We start from the raw sequence: 17,245 nt of genomic DNA, 5'->3' as shown, positions 1-17,245 counted from the left end.
GAAAAATATGGCAATGATTATCCTATCTGTTGTTAGTCTTGAGCCTGAGTATTAATTAAAAGATAAAATCAGAAATGTAACTCAAGAGTAAATTGAATAAAGTCGTCCTGGCGGATCCAGTAATTCAGATCTTGTGGGTCATCGCTGCTAAATAGCCACACATCCAGATTGGCGGTCCAGTTAGCATTTAAGCGGGTTTTGGCTTCAATAAGTAAGCTGCGACTGTTACTGAAATCAAGATCTTGAGCAATACCGGCCAATATTTCACTGCCATCGATATCGTTAAATGCTAAGCGGGTACCGATAAATAAGTCGTTTTGCGCCATGCTGGTGGCAAGCTTGCCACGGCTATCGTATTGGTATTCCATCAACCAGCCCACATCAATAACCGATTCGTTCACGCCATAAAAAGTGTATTCAAACCCGAAATCGGCAGCCTGATAGTTGTTGATTAACTCGCCCTCTCGGTGAATGGCTTCCAGTTTCCAGATCCAGCTACCACTGATATAAAGGGTTTCAACACCAAGTTGATTAATTTGCGGGTAAAAAGGCACCATTTGGGGATTACCCGATAGATCCAATTGTTGAATCAGTATGGGTTCTCTGGATGTGCCACTAAATCCGGATAACGCTAAATCCCAGTCACTAAAGGAATGATTCCAGCGCATGGCATAATCAACATGGTGCTGTTCATCTTTTGATTCATATAAGGCCAAGTCGGTATTAACCGGTATTGGACCGCGTAAACGGCCCTGCCACCAAGGATAAGTGCGTTCGCGAAAGTAAGGTAAAACAAAAAAGTCTAATGTACCCCAATCGTGCAATGTGGATAAATGCAGCATCGGTTGACCGAGTTTATCTTCTCCATCAGGAGCTTCGACCCAATCGGTTTGATTAACAATATCCACCAGATGTTGCGTCTCTGTTACGCCCCAAAACACACTGTCTATACCGACATGGATCTCCCAATCCTCACCGACATGTAAATATTTAAGTTCGCGAATATCCAAATGAGTACGTTGGGGATCGTGGCTGTCTTTACGATAAAAAGGCGAAAAACTCACCGCATCATATTCATCGTTCCAAGGTAGATAAAAATCCAGTTGTGCCACTCCCGACCATTGTTTATTGGTTTGCTGAGCAAATTCGGCCGTCTGGGGAAAGTAACGCCCCTCAAGGCCAACGGTGCCATCAATCATAAAATTGGATGGTTCCGCCGCAGCATTGTCGGGGATTGCAGTATCAAATTGCGTTTCGGAGGTTGTATTGTATGTCGTTGTGGTTGACGTAATGTTGACTGGTTTCTTAGGCGCAAGTGCTGCTGGTACCGGCTCGACGGTTGCCTGTTGTGCTGCACTAACCAACTCGTTTGGTTGGTTTGACAGCAGGGTGTCAACATCAAGTGGGATGACCAAAAGTGCGCCTGCTTTTAGGCTAGTTAGCTGTTGAGTATAGAAGGCTTCGGGATTACGCGCATAAATAACCTGCATCATGTGCGCCATGGGGATCCGGTCACTAGGGCGGAAGCGATAAGCGATACTCCATAATGTATCGCCTTGCTGTACGGTAATTTGTTGCGTTTTTTCTGCTGGTGCGCTGTTAGCCGCGCTAACAGCGACAGGGAACGCTAATAATGACAACAGGGATAACATTGAATGTATTTTCACTGGTACTTACTCACTAACTACGGATGCAGAGCTTGGATACGTATCCGTTATCTGGCACGTTTCAAACTGTTCTTGTTGAAATCGTTATCGTCCAGGCCAGTATTAAACTTAATGTCGCTAATGATTAAGCGGGTGCTTTTTCCTGTTTGGTGGTTGACGACATCCAATTGTAGCGGTCGCCAGTATTTGTCCAAATATTGTTGGTAGTTAGACATCGTCATCGTTTTTAACAGTGCTTTTTTGCGATCATAAAATTCGCTCTTCAGAACCCGATAATGTTGTTTATCGATCCAGTTAATAATTTTGGTATAGCCAGAATATTCATCAGTGGGAATGCTTTCTACCACAAAGCAATCTTGTCCATTGAATGTTTCATCGCGTAGATAGGTGAATTCATATTTAGCCAGTTCAAATGAGCTCATATCTTCGTATGCGAATTCGCTGCTCATAAAGGGACCGGACTTGTTGCGGGAAGATATGCGTTTTACCCGTTTAATCGCAGGTAAATAAAGCCATTGTTCATCGGCATCATTAACATGGGAAAAATTTAAAAAGGCAGTGCCTTTTACATCTGCAGGCTGTTCAAAAATAGTTAAACCTTTATCCCCATCCCCTTGCACTTCTAATGCTTTAGTCCGAATGCTACGAATACTTTCATTGCCCTGAGCATCTCGTAAAATCATAGTGGTGTCTGACTCACTGCTACCCCAGCCTTTATCCAATTCTTTGCGTTGTTTGGCAATCTGTAGGCCTTTTTCCTGGGCTGTTTGCGCTATCGCCATTTGATTAAGCGAGAACAGCACTAAAATAATGCTGCTTATCAGTGCGTAAGGTTTATGCTTCATTTGAATCTCCAACATAGCTGCGTGTGTCCAACAGCATTAAAAATAGGGGTAAGAATAAGAAATCTACCGCCAAGGCGATTAAGATAATCACGGCGGTTAACAGTCCTAAGTAGCTATTTAGGGTGAATGCCGACAAAGATAAAATCATAAAACCGACAAACAGGACGAAGGTCGTAATCCATAAGGCTCTGCCGACGCTTGAAAACGCATAGCGAACCGCTGCTTCCGGATCTTTGCCTTGCTTGCGGGCATATTGATATTTACTCAAAAAGTGTACCGTATCATCAACCACAATCCCCAAACACATCGAGGTCACTACCGACAAGGCCAGATTAATATTACCGTTATATAACGCCCATAAACCAAAGCCGATACCCGCCGGAGCCAGATTGGGAATAAGGCTTATTAACCCTAAACGAACATCCTTCAGGGCGAGCATTAACAGGCCGGAGATCAGAATAACTGCTACTGTAGTGCCCAGGATCATGCTCGACATGTTTCTTTCACCAATATGGCCAAACATCAACGGGACACTCGCTACCGATACAGCAATATCCGGGCTATTTTGATTCATCCAATTCCTGATCCGGTTTTCCAGTTCTACTAGCTCGTGGCTGCCCATGCTCTGTACCGTTAATGTTAATCTCAGGGCAGATTTATCTATGTTGAGCTGATTATTCAAATCGAGCCCATAAGGTAGGGACATTTCATACATCAACAGATATTGCGCAGATAAATCCTGCTCTTCCGGCAACGTATACCATTCAGGGTCGTCACCATGCATGTTTTTATTCAATCGCTTAAAGGTATCGGTCAGAGTGAACAGATGGTCGACTTCTGGTTGCGACCTTAACCAATCGGATAACCGCTCAACCTGACTTAAAAACTGCGGATCATTGACTCCACTGGCGTGGCCAGTATTCAGGGCAATATCAATAGTGGTAAAGCCGGAAAGGTTGTCCTGCATAAAATCACTGTCCTGACGGAATGTCAGTGAAGTATCAAAATACTCGATAGCCACATCGTTAATTGAATTTAGAGGCACTAATGCGCTGCCTAGCACAATAAATAGTGATGTAGCAGGTAATAGCGTTTTTTTGTGATGAATGACCCAGTTAGCCAGCTTTTCCATGGCACCGTTATGATCCTCGCTAAAAGGGGTCACTTTGACGGGTAGAATACGCAGTAATGCCGGAAATATAGTGATGGAAAAAAGCCAGGCAAACAACACCCCGATAGCCACTATATTTCCCAAATCCTGTAAGGGCGGAACATCGGAGAAATTGAAGGTCAAAAAGCCGATGGCGGTGGTCGCGCTGGTGATAAACACGGGCTTCATATTCAGTTGCAAACTATGCACGATAGCCTGTTCTTTTGTCTCACCCTGACGCATGGCGAACAACATGGATGAGGCAATATGCACGCAATCGGCTACGGCTAACGTCATCACAATGATGGGGGCATTAATGGTGGCAGTGGAGAGATAGTATCCCATCCACCCGGCAATGCCCAATGTGGCGATATTACTGATGACAATCACTAACACAGTGCTAAATGTGGCAGAGAGTGAGCGTAGCAATATAGCAAGCATTAAAATAATGGCTAAAAACATTGCGGGAACCAGCGTCGCGGCATCTTTTTGTGATTCTTCATAAAAGCCGTTATTCATCATAACGATACCAATCAGGTGATATTGCACATCGGGATATTGTTGCTGATATCGTTTAACCAAATCACGCGTGAATGAAACAATCTCAGCTACTTCTGCGGTCTGATCATGTTTATCCGGCAACTGGACACTGACATTGACTAATGCCACATGTCCGGCAGCAGAAACCAGTTTTTTCAGGAGTAAAGGTTCATGAAGCGCAACTTGTTTAATTTGCGCAATTTTTTCATCGTTCAGATCCTCTGGATCAAGCAATAATGGCTCGACTAATAAATCATCTTCTTCGGCTTGGGTATGTTGGTAGTTGGTGATTGAATCGACTCGGCTAGAATAAGGAATTTGCCAAGCATCTTCGGTCAGATGCCAAAGTAATTCTAAATGTTGTTGGGTAAAAACCTTGCCATCTTGTGGCGCGATTAAGATGCCAATATTGTCGTTCTTGTTAAAGGTTTGCTGCATATTTTCAAATTCGGCCAGTTCAGGGTTATTCTGACCAAAGAAAACTTTATAGTCGCCTCGAAAATACAGGTTTTTAGCACCAAAACCGGCAACCAGTACACTGATAATAACTAACAGGATGACCAGCCAAGCGCGCTGTAAAATAGATTCTTTCAAGACGTTATTCATTCAATGACAATCCCTGCTATGAAGATGTTGGTTGCCCCGACTAGTCTAGACGGTTAAAACCGCAATAGGGTATATGAAGTGGCAGCAGCGTATAAATGCAAACTGATATAAGACTAGTTGATCCTATTTTTACGGTCAATCCTGCTGACAGGTGGCCAATATAATAAATAAAACAATTGTTTATCATTGAATATTCTCAATCTCTAGCTAGCTTTAAATTAGGAGCCAATGAAGGGGAGCTTGTGTCGTTGTCTAGCAATATCAACATGGAAGCTAATCTCCCCCTAGGTGTGATAGGGAGAAGTGTATGTCGTTAGCCAGAGTCCATAGTCGAGCCTGTGTCGGAGTTGAGGCTCCACTTATCACAATTGAAGTCCATTTAGCTAATGGCCTTCCCGCCTTTAATATTGTAGGTCTGCCGGAAGCCTCGGTGCGTGAAGCACGGGATCGGGTTAGAAGTGCACTGATTAATTCGCAGTTTGAATTTCCGGCTAAGCGCATCACGGTGAACCTGGCGCCTGCTGACTTACCGAAAGAAGGGGGGCGCTTTGATCTGGCTATTGCGATCGGGATCATTGCCGCCAGTGGTCAGATTGTGGCCGATAAACTGGATAGTGTTGAATTTATTGGGGAATTAAGTCTTAGTGGCGAGATCCGTGCTGTCAGCGGTGTACTACCTTTCGCGTTTGCTTGTCATCGAAATAACCATACCGCCATTGTGCCGGCTAACAATGTTCAGGAAGCTGGATTAATTAACGGTATTAAAGTACTCGGGGCTAATCAGTTACTAGATGTTTATCATCATCTGATTGGTCAGCACTCGCTAAAGTTTGAACCCGCTCAGAAAGCGGCTCATCAGGCTCATTATGCTATTGATATGCAGGATGTTGTCGGTCAAAGCGCAGCTAAAAGAGCGCTAGAAATCGCGGCGGCCGGTCAGCATAATATGTTAATGACGGGGCCTCCGGGGACCGGCAAAACCATGCTCGCCAATCGTTTAATCAGTATCTTACCGGAAATGAGTGATGATGAAGCATTACAAAGTGCTGCTATCCATTCAGTGTGCGGTAAAACCATTGATCCGTTAACCTGGCGCGCTCGACCCTTTCGTAGCCCTCATCACACTAGTTCGGCGGTAGCATTGGTGGGAGGGGGGAGCATCCCAAGGCCCGGTGAAATTTCTCTTGCTCATAATGGTGTACTGTTTCTGGATGAATTGCCGGAATTTGACCGAAAAGTATTGGATGTACTGCGTGAACCGATGGAGTCTGGCATCGTATCGATTTCTCGGGCTGCTCGTCAGGCTCAATTTCCGGCTAATTTTCAGTTAATTGCTGCAATGAATCCCAGTCCTACTGGTGCGGTGGATGATGGGCGCAGTACCAGTGAACAAATATTACGTTACCTTAATCGGGTTTCGGGTCCTTTTCTGGATAGAATCGATATTCAAATTGATGTTCCTAAATTGCCCAGCGGCAGTTTTACAGAACAAATTAAACAGCGAGGCGAATCCAGCCAACAAATTCGCCAGCGAGTTATTCAAGCCAGAAATAAGCAGTTACATAGAGCGGGTAAGGCTAATGCTCATCTAAGTAATAAAGAATTGGAGCGTTATTGTCCGTTATTATCTGAAGATCAAAAGTTTTTGGAAATTGCGGTAGAAAAACTGGGGCTATCTATTCGCAGTTATCATCGCATTGTTAAAGTGGCCCGAACCATTGCTGATCTGGATCAACAAGATAATATACAACATGAACATATTGCTCAGGCATTGAGTTATCGCAGTTTTGATCGTTTGTTGAGCCAGTTAGGCATGTAGTCATGGCATAAATCGTTAAGACACATTCAGCATTGATTTAATCAGCGGTTCTTGAGCCCGCTCGGTCAAACAGCACAATCCCAATTGAAAGGACTCAATATCCGTCAACGGGATACAGTTAACTTTATCTCGCGCTACCGAATTATCCACCACGACTTTAGGCACAATCCCTAAACCGCACCCTAACGCCACCATGCTGACAATGGCTTCGTGTCCGGCCACATTTGCATAGACTTTTGGCCGGATGCCATGCTCGGTTAACCAGTGATGAACAATTCGTTTTGACGGGCCGGACTCGGGCAATATCATTGAAATTTTACGCCAATCCACTTGTTCAAGACGGGTAATTTTAGTCACAGCAGGACAGATCATCACTAGCGGACGACTATCCAGATGCTGATGATGAACATGAGCTGGGAAATCCGGTGACACTACCGCAATGGCAATATCCACCTGTTTATTGACGATTTTATCAATGGCGCTATTTGGATCACCCGTTGTGAGTTGAATTTCTACTTGGGGGTAACGGGCTCTGAATTTGTCCAGGATCGTGGGTAGATGGCTATAACTGGCTGTTACGGAACAAAACAATTTAAGTTGCCCGCTTAGTTGTTGATTGTTTTTGCTGAAATCAGCCTTAAGTTGTGACCAGTGCATTAAGGTATCGGCGGCAAAGTCACGCATCTTTTCGCCTGCAGCGGTTAAATTGACACTGCGATTATCTCTGACCAGCAAGATGGTGTCGCATTCCTGTTCCAGTCGTTGTATTGCCCGGCTTAGCGTCGAAGGACTGACATACATGGCTTCCGCTGTTTTGCCAAAATGGAGACTGGAGGCCAAATGGTGGAACAGTTGCAAGCTGCGGATATCCATTAAATAAACCTCATGTTGCAAAATATGAAATATAGTTTTGCAAATATATCATTTTATACAACAAAGCCAATCCTCTATTCTTCGTAAGGTAAAGTTTAACAACCCTAGTTAAACAATTTTATTTTTGAAGGTTTTATTAATGGCAAATTATTTCAACACATTGTCTTTACGTCAGCAGCTGGATCAGCTGGGACGTTGTCGTTTTATGCAACGTGAAGAATTCGCAGATGGCTGTAGTTTTCTTAAAGGTAAGAAAATCGTTATCGTTGGTTGTGGTGCACAGGGTTTAAACCAAGGTTTAAACATGCGCGATTCCGGCTTGGATGTGTCTTACGCATTGCGCCAAGCGGCTATTGATGAAAAGCGTGATTCATTCCAACGTGCGAGCTCCAATGGTTTTACTGTCGGTACTTATCAGGAGCTTATCCCGCAAGCGGATTTGGTCTATAACCTGACGCCAGACAAGCAACACGCGTCTGTAGTTGAAGCGGTTATGCCGTTGATGAAACAAGGCTCTGCTTTGGGCTATTCCCACGGATTTAACATTGTTGAAGAAGGTCAGCAAATTCGGTCAGACATTACTGTTGTGATGTGTGCGCCTAAATGTCCTGGTACCGAAGTTCGTGAAGAATATAAGCGTGGTTTTGGTGTACCTACACTGATTGCGGTACATCCTGAAAATGATCCACAAGCTCAAGGTTGGGATATTGCCAAGGCATTGGCATCTGCCACGGGCGGTGATCGTGCCGGCGTATTAGAGTCTTCGTTTGTTGCTGAAGTGAAATCTGACTTAATGGGTGAGCAAACCATTCTGTGTGGGATGCAACAAACCGCTGCTGTTTTATGTTTTGAAAAAATGGTTGCCGATGGAATTGATGCCGCTTATGCCGGTGCGTTGATCCAGTTTGGTTTGCAAGCCATTACCGAAGCGCTAAAAATCGGTGGTGTAACCAATATGATGGACAGACTGTCGAACCCGGCCAAAGTGAAAGCGTTTCAATTGTCTGAGCAGTTGACTGAGTTATTACGTCCATTATTCGAAAAACATCAAGATGACATCATCAGTGGCGAGTTTTCTAAAAATATGATGGAAGACTGGGCGAATGGTGACGCTAACTTACTTAAATGGCGTGAAGAAACCGGTCAGACGGCATTTGAAAATGCACCGGAATATAGCGGTAAAATTTCAGAACAAGAGTTCTTCGACCACGGTATTTTGTTAGTTGCAATGATCAAATCAGGCGTTGAATTGGCGTTTGATGTAATGGTAGAGGCAGGTATTTTACCTGAGTCAGCTTATTACGAGTCGTTACATGAAACACCGCTGATTTCTAATACCATCGCTCGTAAGCGTTTGTATGAAATGAATGTGGTTATCTCTGATACCGCAGAATACGGCAACTATTTGTTTGCTAACGCTGCCATTCCGTTGTTAGCAGAGAAATTTATGCCTTCCATCAATACCGATGTAATTGGCAAGGGGTTGAATACCGAGTCAAATAGCGTAGATAACAAAACGTTGGTAGATATTAATCGCGCCATTCGTGAACACGATGTTGAATGGATAGGCGATGAGTTGCGTGGCTACATGACAGACATGAAAGCTATCGTCGAAACTAACTAACCAGTTTTTTCCCTAAGTGCGGAGTGATAGCCGCTTTTATAGCCCGGTAATTTACCGGGCTTTTTTTATTCCCTTACCCAAAGTGCTGCCTGTCGCTAATTATTTTTGAGTTTAGGTTCAGGTCTGGGAGCGCTTTCACTATCGAGGTGCAACATCTGACCTTTTTTGTGCATATACTTTTATGCAAGTGACCTTTAAAAATATAACCCATTGTTTTTATTGGTTTTAAATGTTGGCTTGATAACTGCTATATAAATGGCAACGGGAAGGTCGCCTATAACCATAACAAATAAAGTGACCAGAGCGCGCTGCTCAATCCCCGGTCAAAGGCGTTTATTGCAGTAATGCAGTATTCGCCTTTGGTTTAATCCTCCGCGAAGTAACGCAGCAACGGGCATGGATGCGCTTTATCTGCAATTATTTTGAATTGGTATCGTCCTGTTCTTCTCCCGTCGATTTACGTACTTTATTTAATCGGTTTTTCCATTTGGTTTGTGCCAGCTTTTTCATATTGATGGTTTTATCTTTCTCATCGATAATTTCAAAGCCGAGCAAGGTTTCGAGTAAATCTTCCATGGTTAAAATACCTTCCAGACCGCCATATTCATCCATCACCAGAATCATATGATTTCTGCCCGGTAAAAAATGTTCGAAAATCCGAGCAAGTGGCATGGAACTGATCACGGTAACCATTTGTTTGGCATATTCACTGACTTGCTTGTCAGAATTTCCGCGGGCTTGGGCCAAGAGTAAATCAGATTTAAGCACAAAGCCGGTGATCAACTCGCTGTCATTATCTTCATAGACTGGGATCCGCGAAAAGCTGACTTTGGCATGCTTGTGATAAAAAGTTTCTACACTCATCGTTTGTGGAATGGAAAACACAACCGTGCGAGGTGTCATCGCATCCCTCACTTTGATCGCTTGTAAATCTAACAAGTTTTGTACGATATTCACTTCGTGAATGGCGAGTTGACCTTCTTGATGGGATAATTCAGCCATCGCTTTTAACTCGACACGATTCAATCCTTTTAACGCATTTTCGTTGGTAAAAGCGCGAGTCATTTTTTCTAGCAAGCTAACAAAGGGATGGAGCAACCAGCACAGATATTTGAGGAAATAGGCAGTAAAAGGAGCTAGTTTTCGCCAGTGACTTGCCCCAATCGTTTTTGGAATAACTTCAGAAAAAATCAGAATTAACAGAGTTAAGATGGCCGATGCCACTCCCAGATATGCATTGCCGAACACGACTGCCGCCTGTGCGCCAGCGCCGGCGGCGCCCATTGTATGAGCAATCGTATTTAATGTAAGAATGGCAGATAACGGCCGGTTTATATTATTGGTTTGATCGCGCAATAACAGGCCACTGGGGCGTTGTTTATTTTCCAATACCGAAATATAGGAACTGGAAACACTCAGAATAACCGCTTCTGATACTGAACACAGAAAAGAGAAAAACAGCGCAATAAAGACATAAAATGTCAGCAAAAGCATATTTGTATGTCATCCATAAGCCTTAAAGGCACACCACTTAAACAAAAATAAGGTCTAAGCACAAGTTACTATATGACCGGTTGGGGTGGTTTGCGTTTTAACTTGCCCATAGCAATGGCATTACCCAACAAGATGAATAACACACCTGTTATCGCCGGCCAATGCCAATTAAAGCCTTCAAACAGGGTGGAAATTAACAGTGAAACAATGGGATACATTAATACCACGTAGGCCGCTTTGTCAGATCCCATGCGTTGGACTAATTGCATATAGGCACCAAACGCAATGACCGAGCCAAAAAGGGCCAAATAAATCAGAGCTGTCCAATATTCGGTGCTATTGGGCAGTAAAAAGGGAGTGTTGGTGAATAACGCATAGCTGGTGGTAAACATCACGCCATAGCTCATGGCCCAGAAATTCATTTGTACCACCGGGGTGCCGCGATCCAGAATTTGTTCTGATACAACGTTACCCATCGCAGCGAAAAAGAATGAGGCCATCGCTAAACCTATACCTACCCATAGCATGGTGTTGGTACCCAGCTGACCAAATTCAGGCAGGAATATCAGGAAAACGCCAACTAATCCTAGTGTCGCCCCCCATATGACTTCGGTTCTTATCGGTTTTTTCAGTAGCAGGCGCCGTAACACTACATTGATATAGATAATGCTTGAGCTCATCACCGCCACCAGCGCACTGATAATATACTGTTCACTGTAATATAGCAGTGTGTAATCAAGGGTATAAAGACACAGACCAACCATTAACATACGTAAATGAATGGCCGCTGGTAACGTTAAGGATAACCCCTTAATTTTACAAAACAGACCGAGAATAAGCGCGGCAATACTGAAGCGATAAGCGACTGATAATATGGGCGCGACATGTCCCAACTGATAAGTAATAGCGATCCAGGTAGAGCCCCAGATGAGCACACAAACGATGAATAAACCAATATTGGGCATGAAAATAAGCACCTTATTTATAAGGTGCTTATTTTAACGTTAAGTGACTAAATTAACAGAAAATAAATCAGAGATTACTGGCGGATTTCGCCGTCACCCAAGACAATAAACTTCTCTGTTGTCAACGATTCAACACCCATTGGGCCATAAGCATGTAGCTTACTGGTGGAAATGCCAATTTCGGCACCCAATCCCAATTCTCCACCATCAGAAAAACGTGATGAAGCGTTGGCCATCACCACGGCAGAATTAATACTGCGAATAAATTGTTGCGCCCTTGAATAGTCCTGAGTGGCAATGACTTCGGTATGTCCAGAGCTGTATTGATCGATATGCGCAATAGCTGCATCGAAATCATCGACAATACGAACCGCGATTTCTAGTGCCAGATATTCTGCATCCCAATCCGCCTCGCTGGCCGGTTCGGCATCATCAAAGTATTTAATGCTTTGTTCACAGGCATGAATCTTAACCTGATTTTGTTTAAACATCTTGGCAGCCAAGGGTAAAAACTGTGCAGCCACATCTTGGTGTACAAGCAAGGTTTCCAGTGAATTACAGGCACTGACTCGTTGTACTTTACCATTGTTTAACAGATTTAAGGCTTTATCCAAATCGGCGGCATCGTCTACATAAAAGTGACACACGCCTTTAAAATGCTGGATAACCGGTACTCGGCTATTTTCCGAGACAAACCGGATTAACCCTTCACCACCACGAGGGATGATTAAATCCACATACTGATTAAGGGTCATTAATTCATTCATAATGGCCCGATCGGGATCCGGTACCACCACCACGGCACTGCTATCGAGGCCGTTTTCCTGCAGAGCTGTTTCAATGCATTTAGCCAAGGCTAAATTGGAATGCAGGGCTTCTTTACCACCGCGCAGGATTACCGCATTACCGGCTTTTAAACACAATGCCGCAGCATCAATGGTCACATTGGGGCGTGACTCATAAATCATCGCGATCACGCCAAGTGGGATGCGCATTTTGCCCACTTCAATTCCGGAAGGACGACGCTGTATTGAACTTATCGTTCCCACGGGATCTTGTTGTCCGGCAATGTCACGTACTGCCGTGGCTATATCTTCGATTGCTTTGGGGGAAAGGCGCAAGCGGTCCAGCATGGCTGCCGCTAATCCGTTTGCTTCAGCGGCTTGAATATCTTGCTGATTGGCTTTTAAAATTTCGTCGGTATTGTGCACCAGTAACTCTGCAATGCGTTCCAATACGGTAATTTTTTGAGTCGATGAAAGTCTCGCAAGTTGTCTTGAGGCGATTTGCGCTTTGCGCGCCATATCGGTCATAGAAAAAGTCATATAAATTCCCAATTTGATTGGTGAAAAGAAAACCTTTTAGAGTGTATTTATCTTTTATATTCACCTTTGTTGGTGAGTTGATAATGTCGACACTCTTGGCTAACCCAATTACAAACTAACGACTACGGATCAATATCTCATTTGCTAGTCTGTGGGCTATATACCCGAATAGTATACCACAACTAGTTTTTTATACTTTGCTTGTATAGTTCGAGCGCTTCTGACGGCTGTCCAAGGGCTTCTTTTATCTGTGCCAGTAGCAATAAGTCTTCACTATCCTTACCCAGATTCAAACGCTTCAGCAGCACTTTTTCGGCCAGTTGATATTGTTTGGCATGAAAAGCGACATGACCAAGAGCACTGAGCAATTGCAGATTAAATTCGTCATGTTTTAACCAGCTTTCCAGTTTTTTTATCACCTCAGTGGGATTATTGGTGCGTAATGAAGCAAATAATGGCACTAACTGCGGCTCAGGATGAGATTGAAAATCGACCAGGGCTTCAGCTGCGTCATTATGCATATCCTGACCGATTAATTGTTTAATGTAGGCGGCTTGTTGGGCCGGATCTTTGCGATCAGAGCGGGGTAACTCTTGCCAGGCCGTTTTTAACTGCAGTGCACCCTGTTTACTGGCAATTTCTGCGAATATGCCTTTAGAAGATTGTTGCATCCAATAAGCATAGCTTTCCAAACTCAGGGTTTTCTTCCAGCCTTTTAATTTACTTTTTAGTTCTTGCCAGCGCCCTTGCATCGCTAATGCCTCAACCCAACATTGCGCAACAGCAGGATGTTGCAGATGTTTCTCGGCTAAATTTTCCAGTATGCCAAGCGCTTCTTTGCTATTGTTTTCTTCCAGATAAGCTCTGATTAAGTGCAGATTGGCAGCCAACTCGGTCATTGGATCTTGTGCGGCTTGTTGCCACAACTGTTTGGCTTTGTTGGTTTGATTAAGCTTGGTGGCAGCCTGAGCGGATGCTAACAAGTCAATACCCATTAGATTGTCCGTATCGATGCGACTAAATTGTTTTTGTGCTTCAACATAGTGGCCTTCATCTAGCGCCAGCATTCCTTTGATATAAGCACTATTTTTGCGCTTGTTACGCCAGCGGCTGAAAAAACTAAATGAGCCGCCAAACCCTTTATATAAGCGTTTTACTATCCACTCCACGAGTAAAAACACAATCATAAAGCCAACGACTAGAATGGCTAGACTCACTACACTAAGTTCAATTGTCCAGTTATCTAACGCGATTAGTACATAGCCTTTTTGCCCGATAAAATAGGGGCCAGCGATTAGACCTGCGACTATGGCTAACAACAATATTGCTAGGCGGATCATGGTGTTTGATCCTCTTGTCCAGTGACTGAATTCGCTTCTGTCAGATCGGCATTTTTTACCGTTGAGTGATTATTAAAAACGTTGCTAACCCGTTGTTGTAAAAGATCCTGTATCGGTCTGGCTGACTGCAATTGTTGTGGATAATTACGGCTAATATCGGTAGTGGTCAATTGCTGCAAAAGTTGCTCAAATTGACTGACTTGACTGCTGTTGAGATCAAAATATTTCTGTATGTTTTGTTGTGCTAATTCTAATAGTGATGGGAAAAGTTGTGCTTGTTCACGTAATACAGCGATCTGAGCCTGAAGCAAATGCTGCTTAAGCTGCTCTTTGACCAGCCATTGCTGCTGATCACTAAGAAGTGGTTGAATATTATCGGTGCGGCGGCGGACAGTTATAAAATCATCTACCAAAGCGCGCCAACTCTTGGCTAAGTTAGTTTGCCAATCATAGACCGATTCAGATAAAGCACGATCATCGGAAGCATCGGTAGCCTCGGGGAGTTTAACCATCGCTAGGGGTAAGGCATCCACTTGTTTAATCAGTGCCGTTATTTGCAACGCTACATCCGCTGTGGACACATTATTAACTAAATTTAGGGTTTGAATATCATCACTAATTTTGGCCCGTACCGGTAACACACTCGGATCATTCAAGTCGGCCAATCGGGTATCGGCAGATTGCAGCATCAGGATTGCGGTCGCCACATCATGTTCCAGCCACAATTTACGTCCTGCCATACGCACTAAATAATCCGCCTCGGCAATCAGCCAATCGCTTGGGCGGCGTCCGGACATTTCCAGCAAATGTTGCTGATTGGCTTGTACTTGCTGGGTAAGCTTGTGTAAATCAGAGGCTAGTTCGCTGTCCTGCTGATGTTGAGCTTGTTGAAAACTATTCTGAAAATCCAGATTAGATTGACTGAGTTTTTGCTGTTGTTCTGTCAGGGCTTGCTGCTGACGCTGTAATTCGCTTTGCAAACGAGTTTCTTGTTGTTGCTGATTTGCCGTCCATTGTTGCCACAGCCAAAAAGCACCGCCAGCCACGGCTAACAACAATAAAAAGTTAATTAGTGTTAAAAAAGCCCACCACCCACCGCCAGAATTTTTGCGGTTTGCTGAAGAGTCTGTCGTAGACTTCGCTGTGGACGTCGCCGCGGATTTAGGCGCTGCTGCGGCTGATTTTTTCGGAGCCGAATTTTGTTGTTGGTTAATTTCCTGTGCGAGCTGGTTGAGTTTTTGTTGCTCTTGCGACTCGGTCATTGCTTGGTGCTCCAAAAATTGCTTTGCACTTGTTATTAATGCTTCGTCAGTGGCATCTGCACTGAGTATAACGTTACTAACACCTTTGCTGGTTAGTATATCCACAATACGCTGACTGACGGTAATCCAGTTGAGTGAAATCAACCATTTTGATTCGAATTGCTCAAAGGCCAGTTCGACTTGCTCACCACTCGTGGCAATAATGCACCTTATCGCGCTTTGTTGCCATGTTTGAATGGGCTTGTCCAGTTGAATGGCGGTGCGCTGGTATAAATTGTAGGTTTGTACCTTGGCCTTGCGTTCGGTCAGGGTTTTATCCAATTCTACACGACCACGATGGCCTTTGATTATCGCTACTGTTTTATCGGCTACATCAATTAATTCAGCCATTTCCAGCAGCCCTTCAGAATCAAATCGTTTCGGTAAACGCACCTTAAGACCTGATTTTTGCAAGATTGCAGCGGTACTCTTGCCTATTGCAAAATAATTCAGTTCTGCAGGCCACGTCTTATCTTGCATGGCTTGTACAGCATATTCAGCTGCATAGGTACTGGTAAAAATAACACAGGCTTTAGGTGCTAGCGTTTCAACCTCGTTACTAAAACGTTGTATCTGTTGTGGATCTGGCGATATTTGTTGCAATGGCAAGCCGTGAACGACTATGCCTGCCGCTTGCATTTTCTGGCAGCTCACATCACATTTTGGCTGCGGTCGAAATAACAAAAATTCGCTCATTATTAATCCTGATAGGCTTGTTTTAACAGTGCATCTGCACCTTGTTCTAATAAGGCATTGGCAACCTGTACACCGATTTGTTCCGCATTTTCACAAGGGCCCGATAATTGCGAAAACAAGATCTTGTTACCATCAACTGCACCTACTAATCCGCGTAACCAAAGTTGATTATTTTGCAACTCAGCAAAACTGCCAATCGGCACCTGACAACCGCCTTGCAGGGTCGCATTTAACGCGCGTTCGGCGCGAACACAGGTCGCTGTAGCAATGTGATGAAGTGGCTGTAATAAGGCAATTAATTCTGCATCATCATCACGGCATTCTATGCCTACTGCACCTTGACCCACTGCCGGTAATGATTCTTGAGGTTCAATGCTGGCTTTAATTCGCTCTGGCATCTTCAAGCGCAACAATCCCGCTGCGGCTAAAATAATTGCATCATATTCGCCCGCATCCAGTTTGGCTAAACGAGTATTGACGTTACCCCGTAAGTCTTTAATGTTCAGATCCGGCCGATGATGGCGTAACTGGCACTGGCGACGCAAACTGGAGGTGCCCACAATTGCACCTTGTGGCAAGGATGCGATGGAATCGTAAGTATTGGACACGAAGGCGTCACGGGGGTCTTCCCGTTCACAAATCGCATGAATGCTGAAACCGGCAGGAAATTCTACCGGCACATCTTTCATTGAATGCACGGCAATATCTGCTTTGCCTTGTTGCATAGCGACTTCTAATTCTTTGATGAATAACCCTTTACCACCGACTTTCGCCAACGGCGCATCGAGAATGCGATCACCTTTAGTGGTCATTGGCACCAGTTCGACTTGTAAAGCAGGATGTGCTTGCTGCAAGGCAGATTTTACATATTCTGCTTGCCATAGAGCGAGAGCACTTTTGCGGGTGGCAATACGGATTACACGATCAGTCATTCAACAATCTCAGAAGAGGATAAAGTAGGGGGCTAATCTTACCAGAAAATCCCGCTACAGTTAAAATC

The 17,245-nt window shown here is 44.2% G+C and carries 12 protein-coding genes; 2 read left to right on the top strand and 10 right to left on the bottom strand.

Annotated elements, in window-relative coordinates; all coding sequences use genetic code 11:
* Positions 1-68: 68 nt before the first annotated feature.
* From ACTD55_RS05265 to ACTD55_RS05255, 3 genes are read right to left on the bottom strand one after another with little or no spacing between them, the layout of a single operon-like run.
* A complete protein-coding gene (locus ACTD55_RS05265) occupies positions 69-1,667 on the bottom strand; it encodes a type IV pilus assembly protein FimV (protein WP_438863268.1) in 1,599 nt (532 codons plus the stop codon).
* Positions 1,668-1,714: 47 nt separating this feature from the next.
* Positions 1,715-2,512 carry an outer membrane lipoprotein-sorting protein gene (locus tag ACTD55_RS05260; RefSeq protein WP_438863267.1) on the bottom strand — a complete coding sequence of 266 codons (798 nt, stop codon included), beginning with the start codon at positions 2,510-2,512 and terminating at the stop codon, positions 1,715-1,717.
* On the bottom strand, positions 2,502-4,808 hold the full coding sequence (locus ACTD55_RS05255) for an efflux RND transporter permease subunit (protein WP_438863266.1): 2,307 nt from the start codon (positions 4,806-4,808) through the stop codon (positions 2,502-2,504). The genes ACTD55_RS05260 and ACTD55_RS05255 overlap by 11 nt, the downstream gene beginning before the upstream one ends.
* Before the next feature lie 307 nt (positions 4,809-5,115).
* On the opposite strand from ACTD55_RS05255, the gene ACTD55_RS05250 reads away from it, so the two are divergent.
* Complete coding sequence (locus ACTD55_RS05250) at positions 5,116-6,627, top strand: YifB family Mg chelatase-like AAA ATPase (RefSeq protein WP_438863265.1); 1,512 nt, start codon at positions 5,116-5,118, stop codon at positions 6,625-6,627.
* A gap of 15 nt (positions 6,628-6,642) precedes the next feature.
* Here ACTD55_RS05250 and ilvY read toward each other — a convergent pair whose 3' ends face one another.
* Entirely contained in the window at positions 6,643-7,500 is an 858-nt protein-coding gene (gene ilvY, locus ACTD55_RS05245; protein WP_438863264.1) for an HTH-type transcriptional activator IlvY, read from the bottom strand.
* A 139-nt stretch (positions 7,501-7,639) separates the two neighbouring features.
* Between ilvY and ilvC the strand changes: the two genes are divergently transcribed.
* Positions 7,640-9,124, top strand: coding sequence for a ketol-acid reductoisomerase (gene ilvC / locus ACTD55_RS05240; protein WP_438863263.1), 1,485 nt, complete (start codon positions 7,640-7,642; stop codon positions 9,122-9,124).
* A gap of 417 nt (positions 9,125-9,541) precedes the next feature.
* Here the strand turns inward: ilvC and ACTD55_RS05235 are convergent, their stop codons facing one another.
* The 6 genes from ACTD55_RS05235 to hemC form a co-directional block, all read right to left on the bottom strand.
* Complete coding sequence (locus tag ACTD55_RS05235) at positions 9,542-10,618, bottom strand: CNNM domain-containing protein (RefSeq protein ID WP_438863262.1); 1,077 nt, start codon at positions 10,616-10,618, stop codon at positions 9,542-9,544.
* A gap of 68 nt (positions 10,619-10,686) precedes the next feature.
* On the bottom strand, positions 10,687-11,583 hold the full coding sequence (locus ACTD55_RS05230; protein ID WP_438863261.1) for a DMT family transporter: 897 nt from the start codon (positions 11,581-11,583) through the stop codon (positions 10,687-10,689).
* 74 nt (positions 11,584-11,657) lie between these two features.
* Complete coding sequence (locus ACTD55_RS05225; RefSeq protein ID WP_438863260.1) at positions 11,658-12,908, bottom strand: glutamate-5-semialdehyde dehydrogenase; 1,251 nt, start codon at positions 12,906-12,908, stop codon at positions 11,658-11,660.
* A 182-nt stretch (positions 12,909-13,090) separates the two neighbouring features.
* A complete protein-coding gene (locus tag ACTD55_RS05220; protein WP_438863259.1) occupies positions 13,091-14,248 on the bottom strand; it encodes a heme biosynthesis HemY N-terminal domain-containing protein in 1,158 nt (385 codons plus the stop codon).
* Positions 14,245-16,245 (bottom strand): uroporphyrinogen-III C-methyltransferase, encoded by a 2,001-nt coding sequence (locus ACTD55_RS05215; protein WP_438863258.1) that lies wholly within the window; start codon positions 16,243-16,245, stop codon positions 14,245-14,247. Before ACTD55_RS05215 ends, ACTD55_RS05220 begins: the two co-directional genes overlap by 4 nt.
* A 2-nt stretch (positions 16,246-16,247) precedes the next feature.
* Positions 16,248-17,177: a hydroxymethylbilane synthase gene (gene hemC / locus ACTD55_RS05210; protein WP_438863257.1), complete on the bottom strand. Its 930-nt coding sequence runs from the start codon at positions 17,175-17,177 to the stop codon at positions 16,248-16,250.
* Between the last annotated feature and the right edge of the window lie 68 nt (positions 17,178-17,245).

The sequence above is a fragment of the Neptunicella sp. genome (genome assembly GCF_048268085.1).
Lineage (GTDB): Bacteria > Pseudomonadota > Gammaproteobacteria > Enterobacterales > Alteromonadaceae > Neptunicella.
The sequence above is the reverse complement of the archived record's forward strand: the minus strand, read 5'-3'. Positions and strand labels throughout refer to the sequence as shown.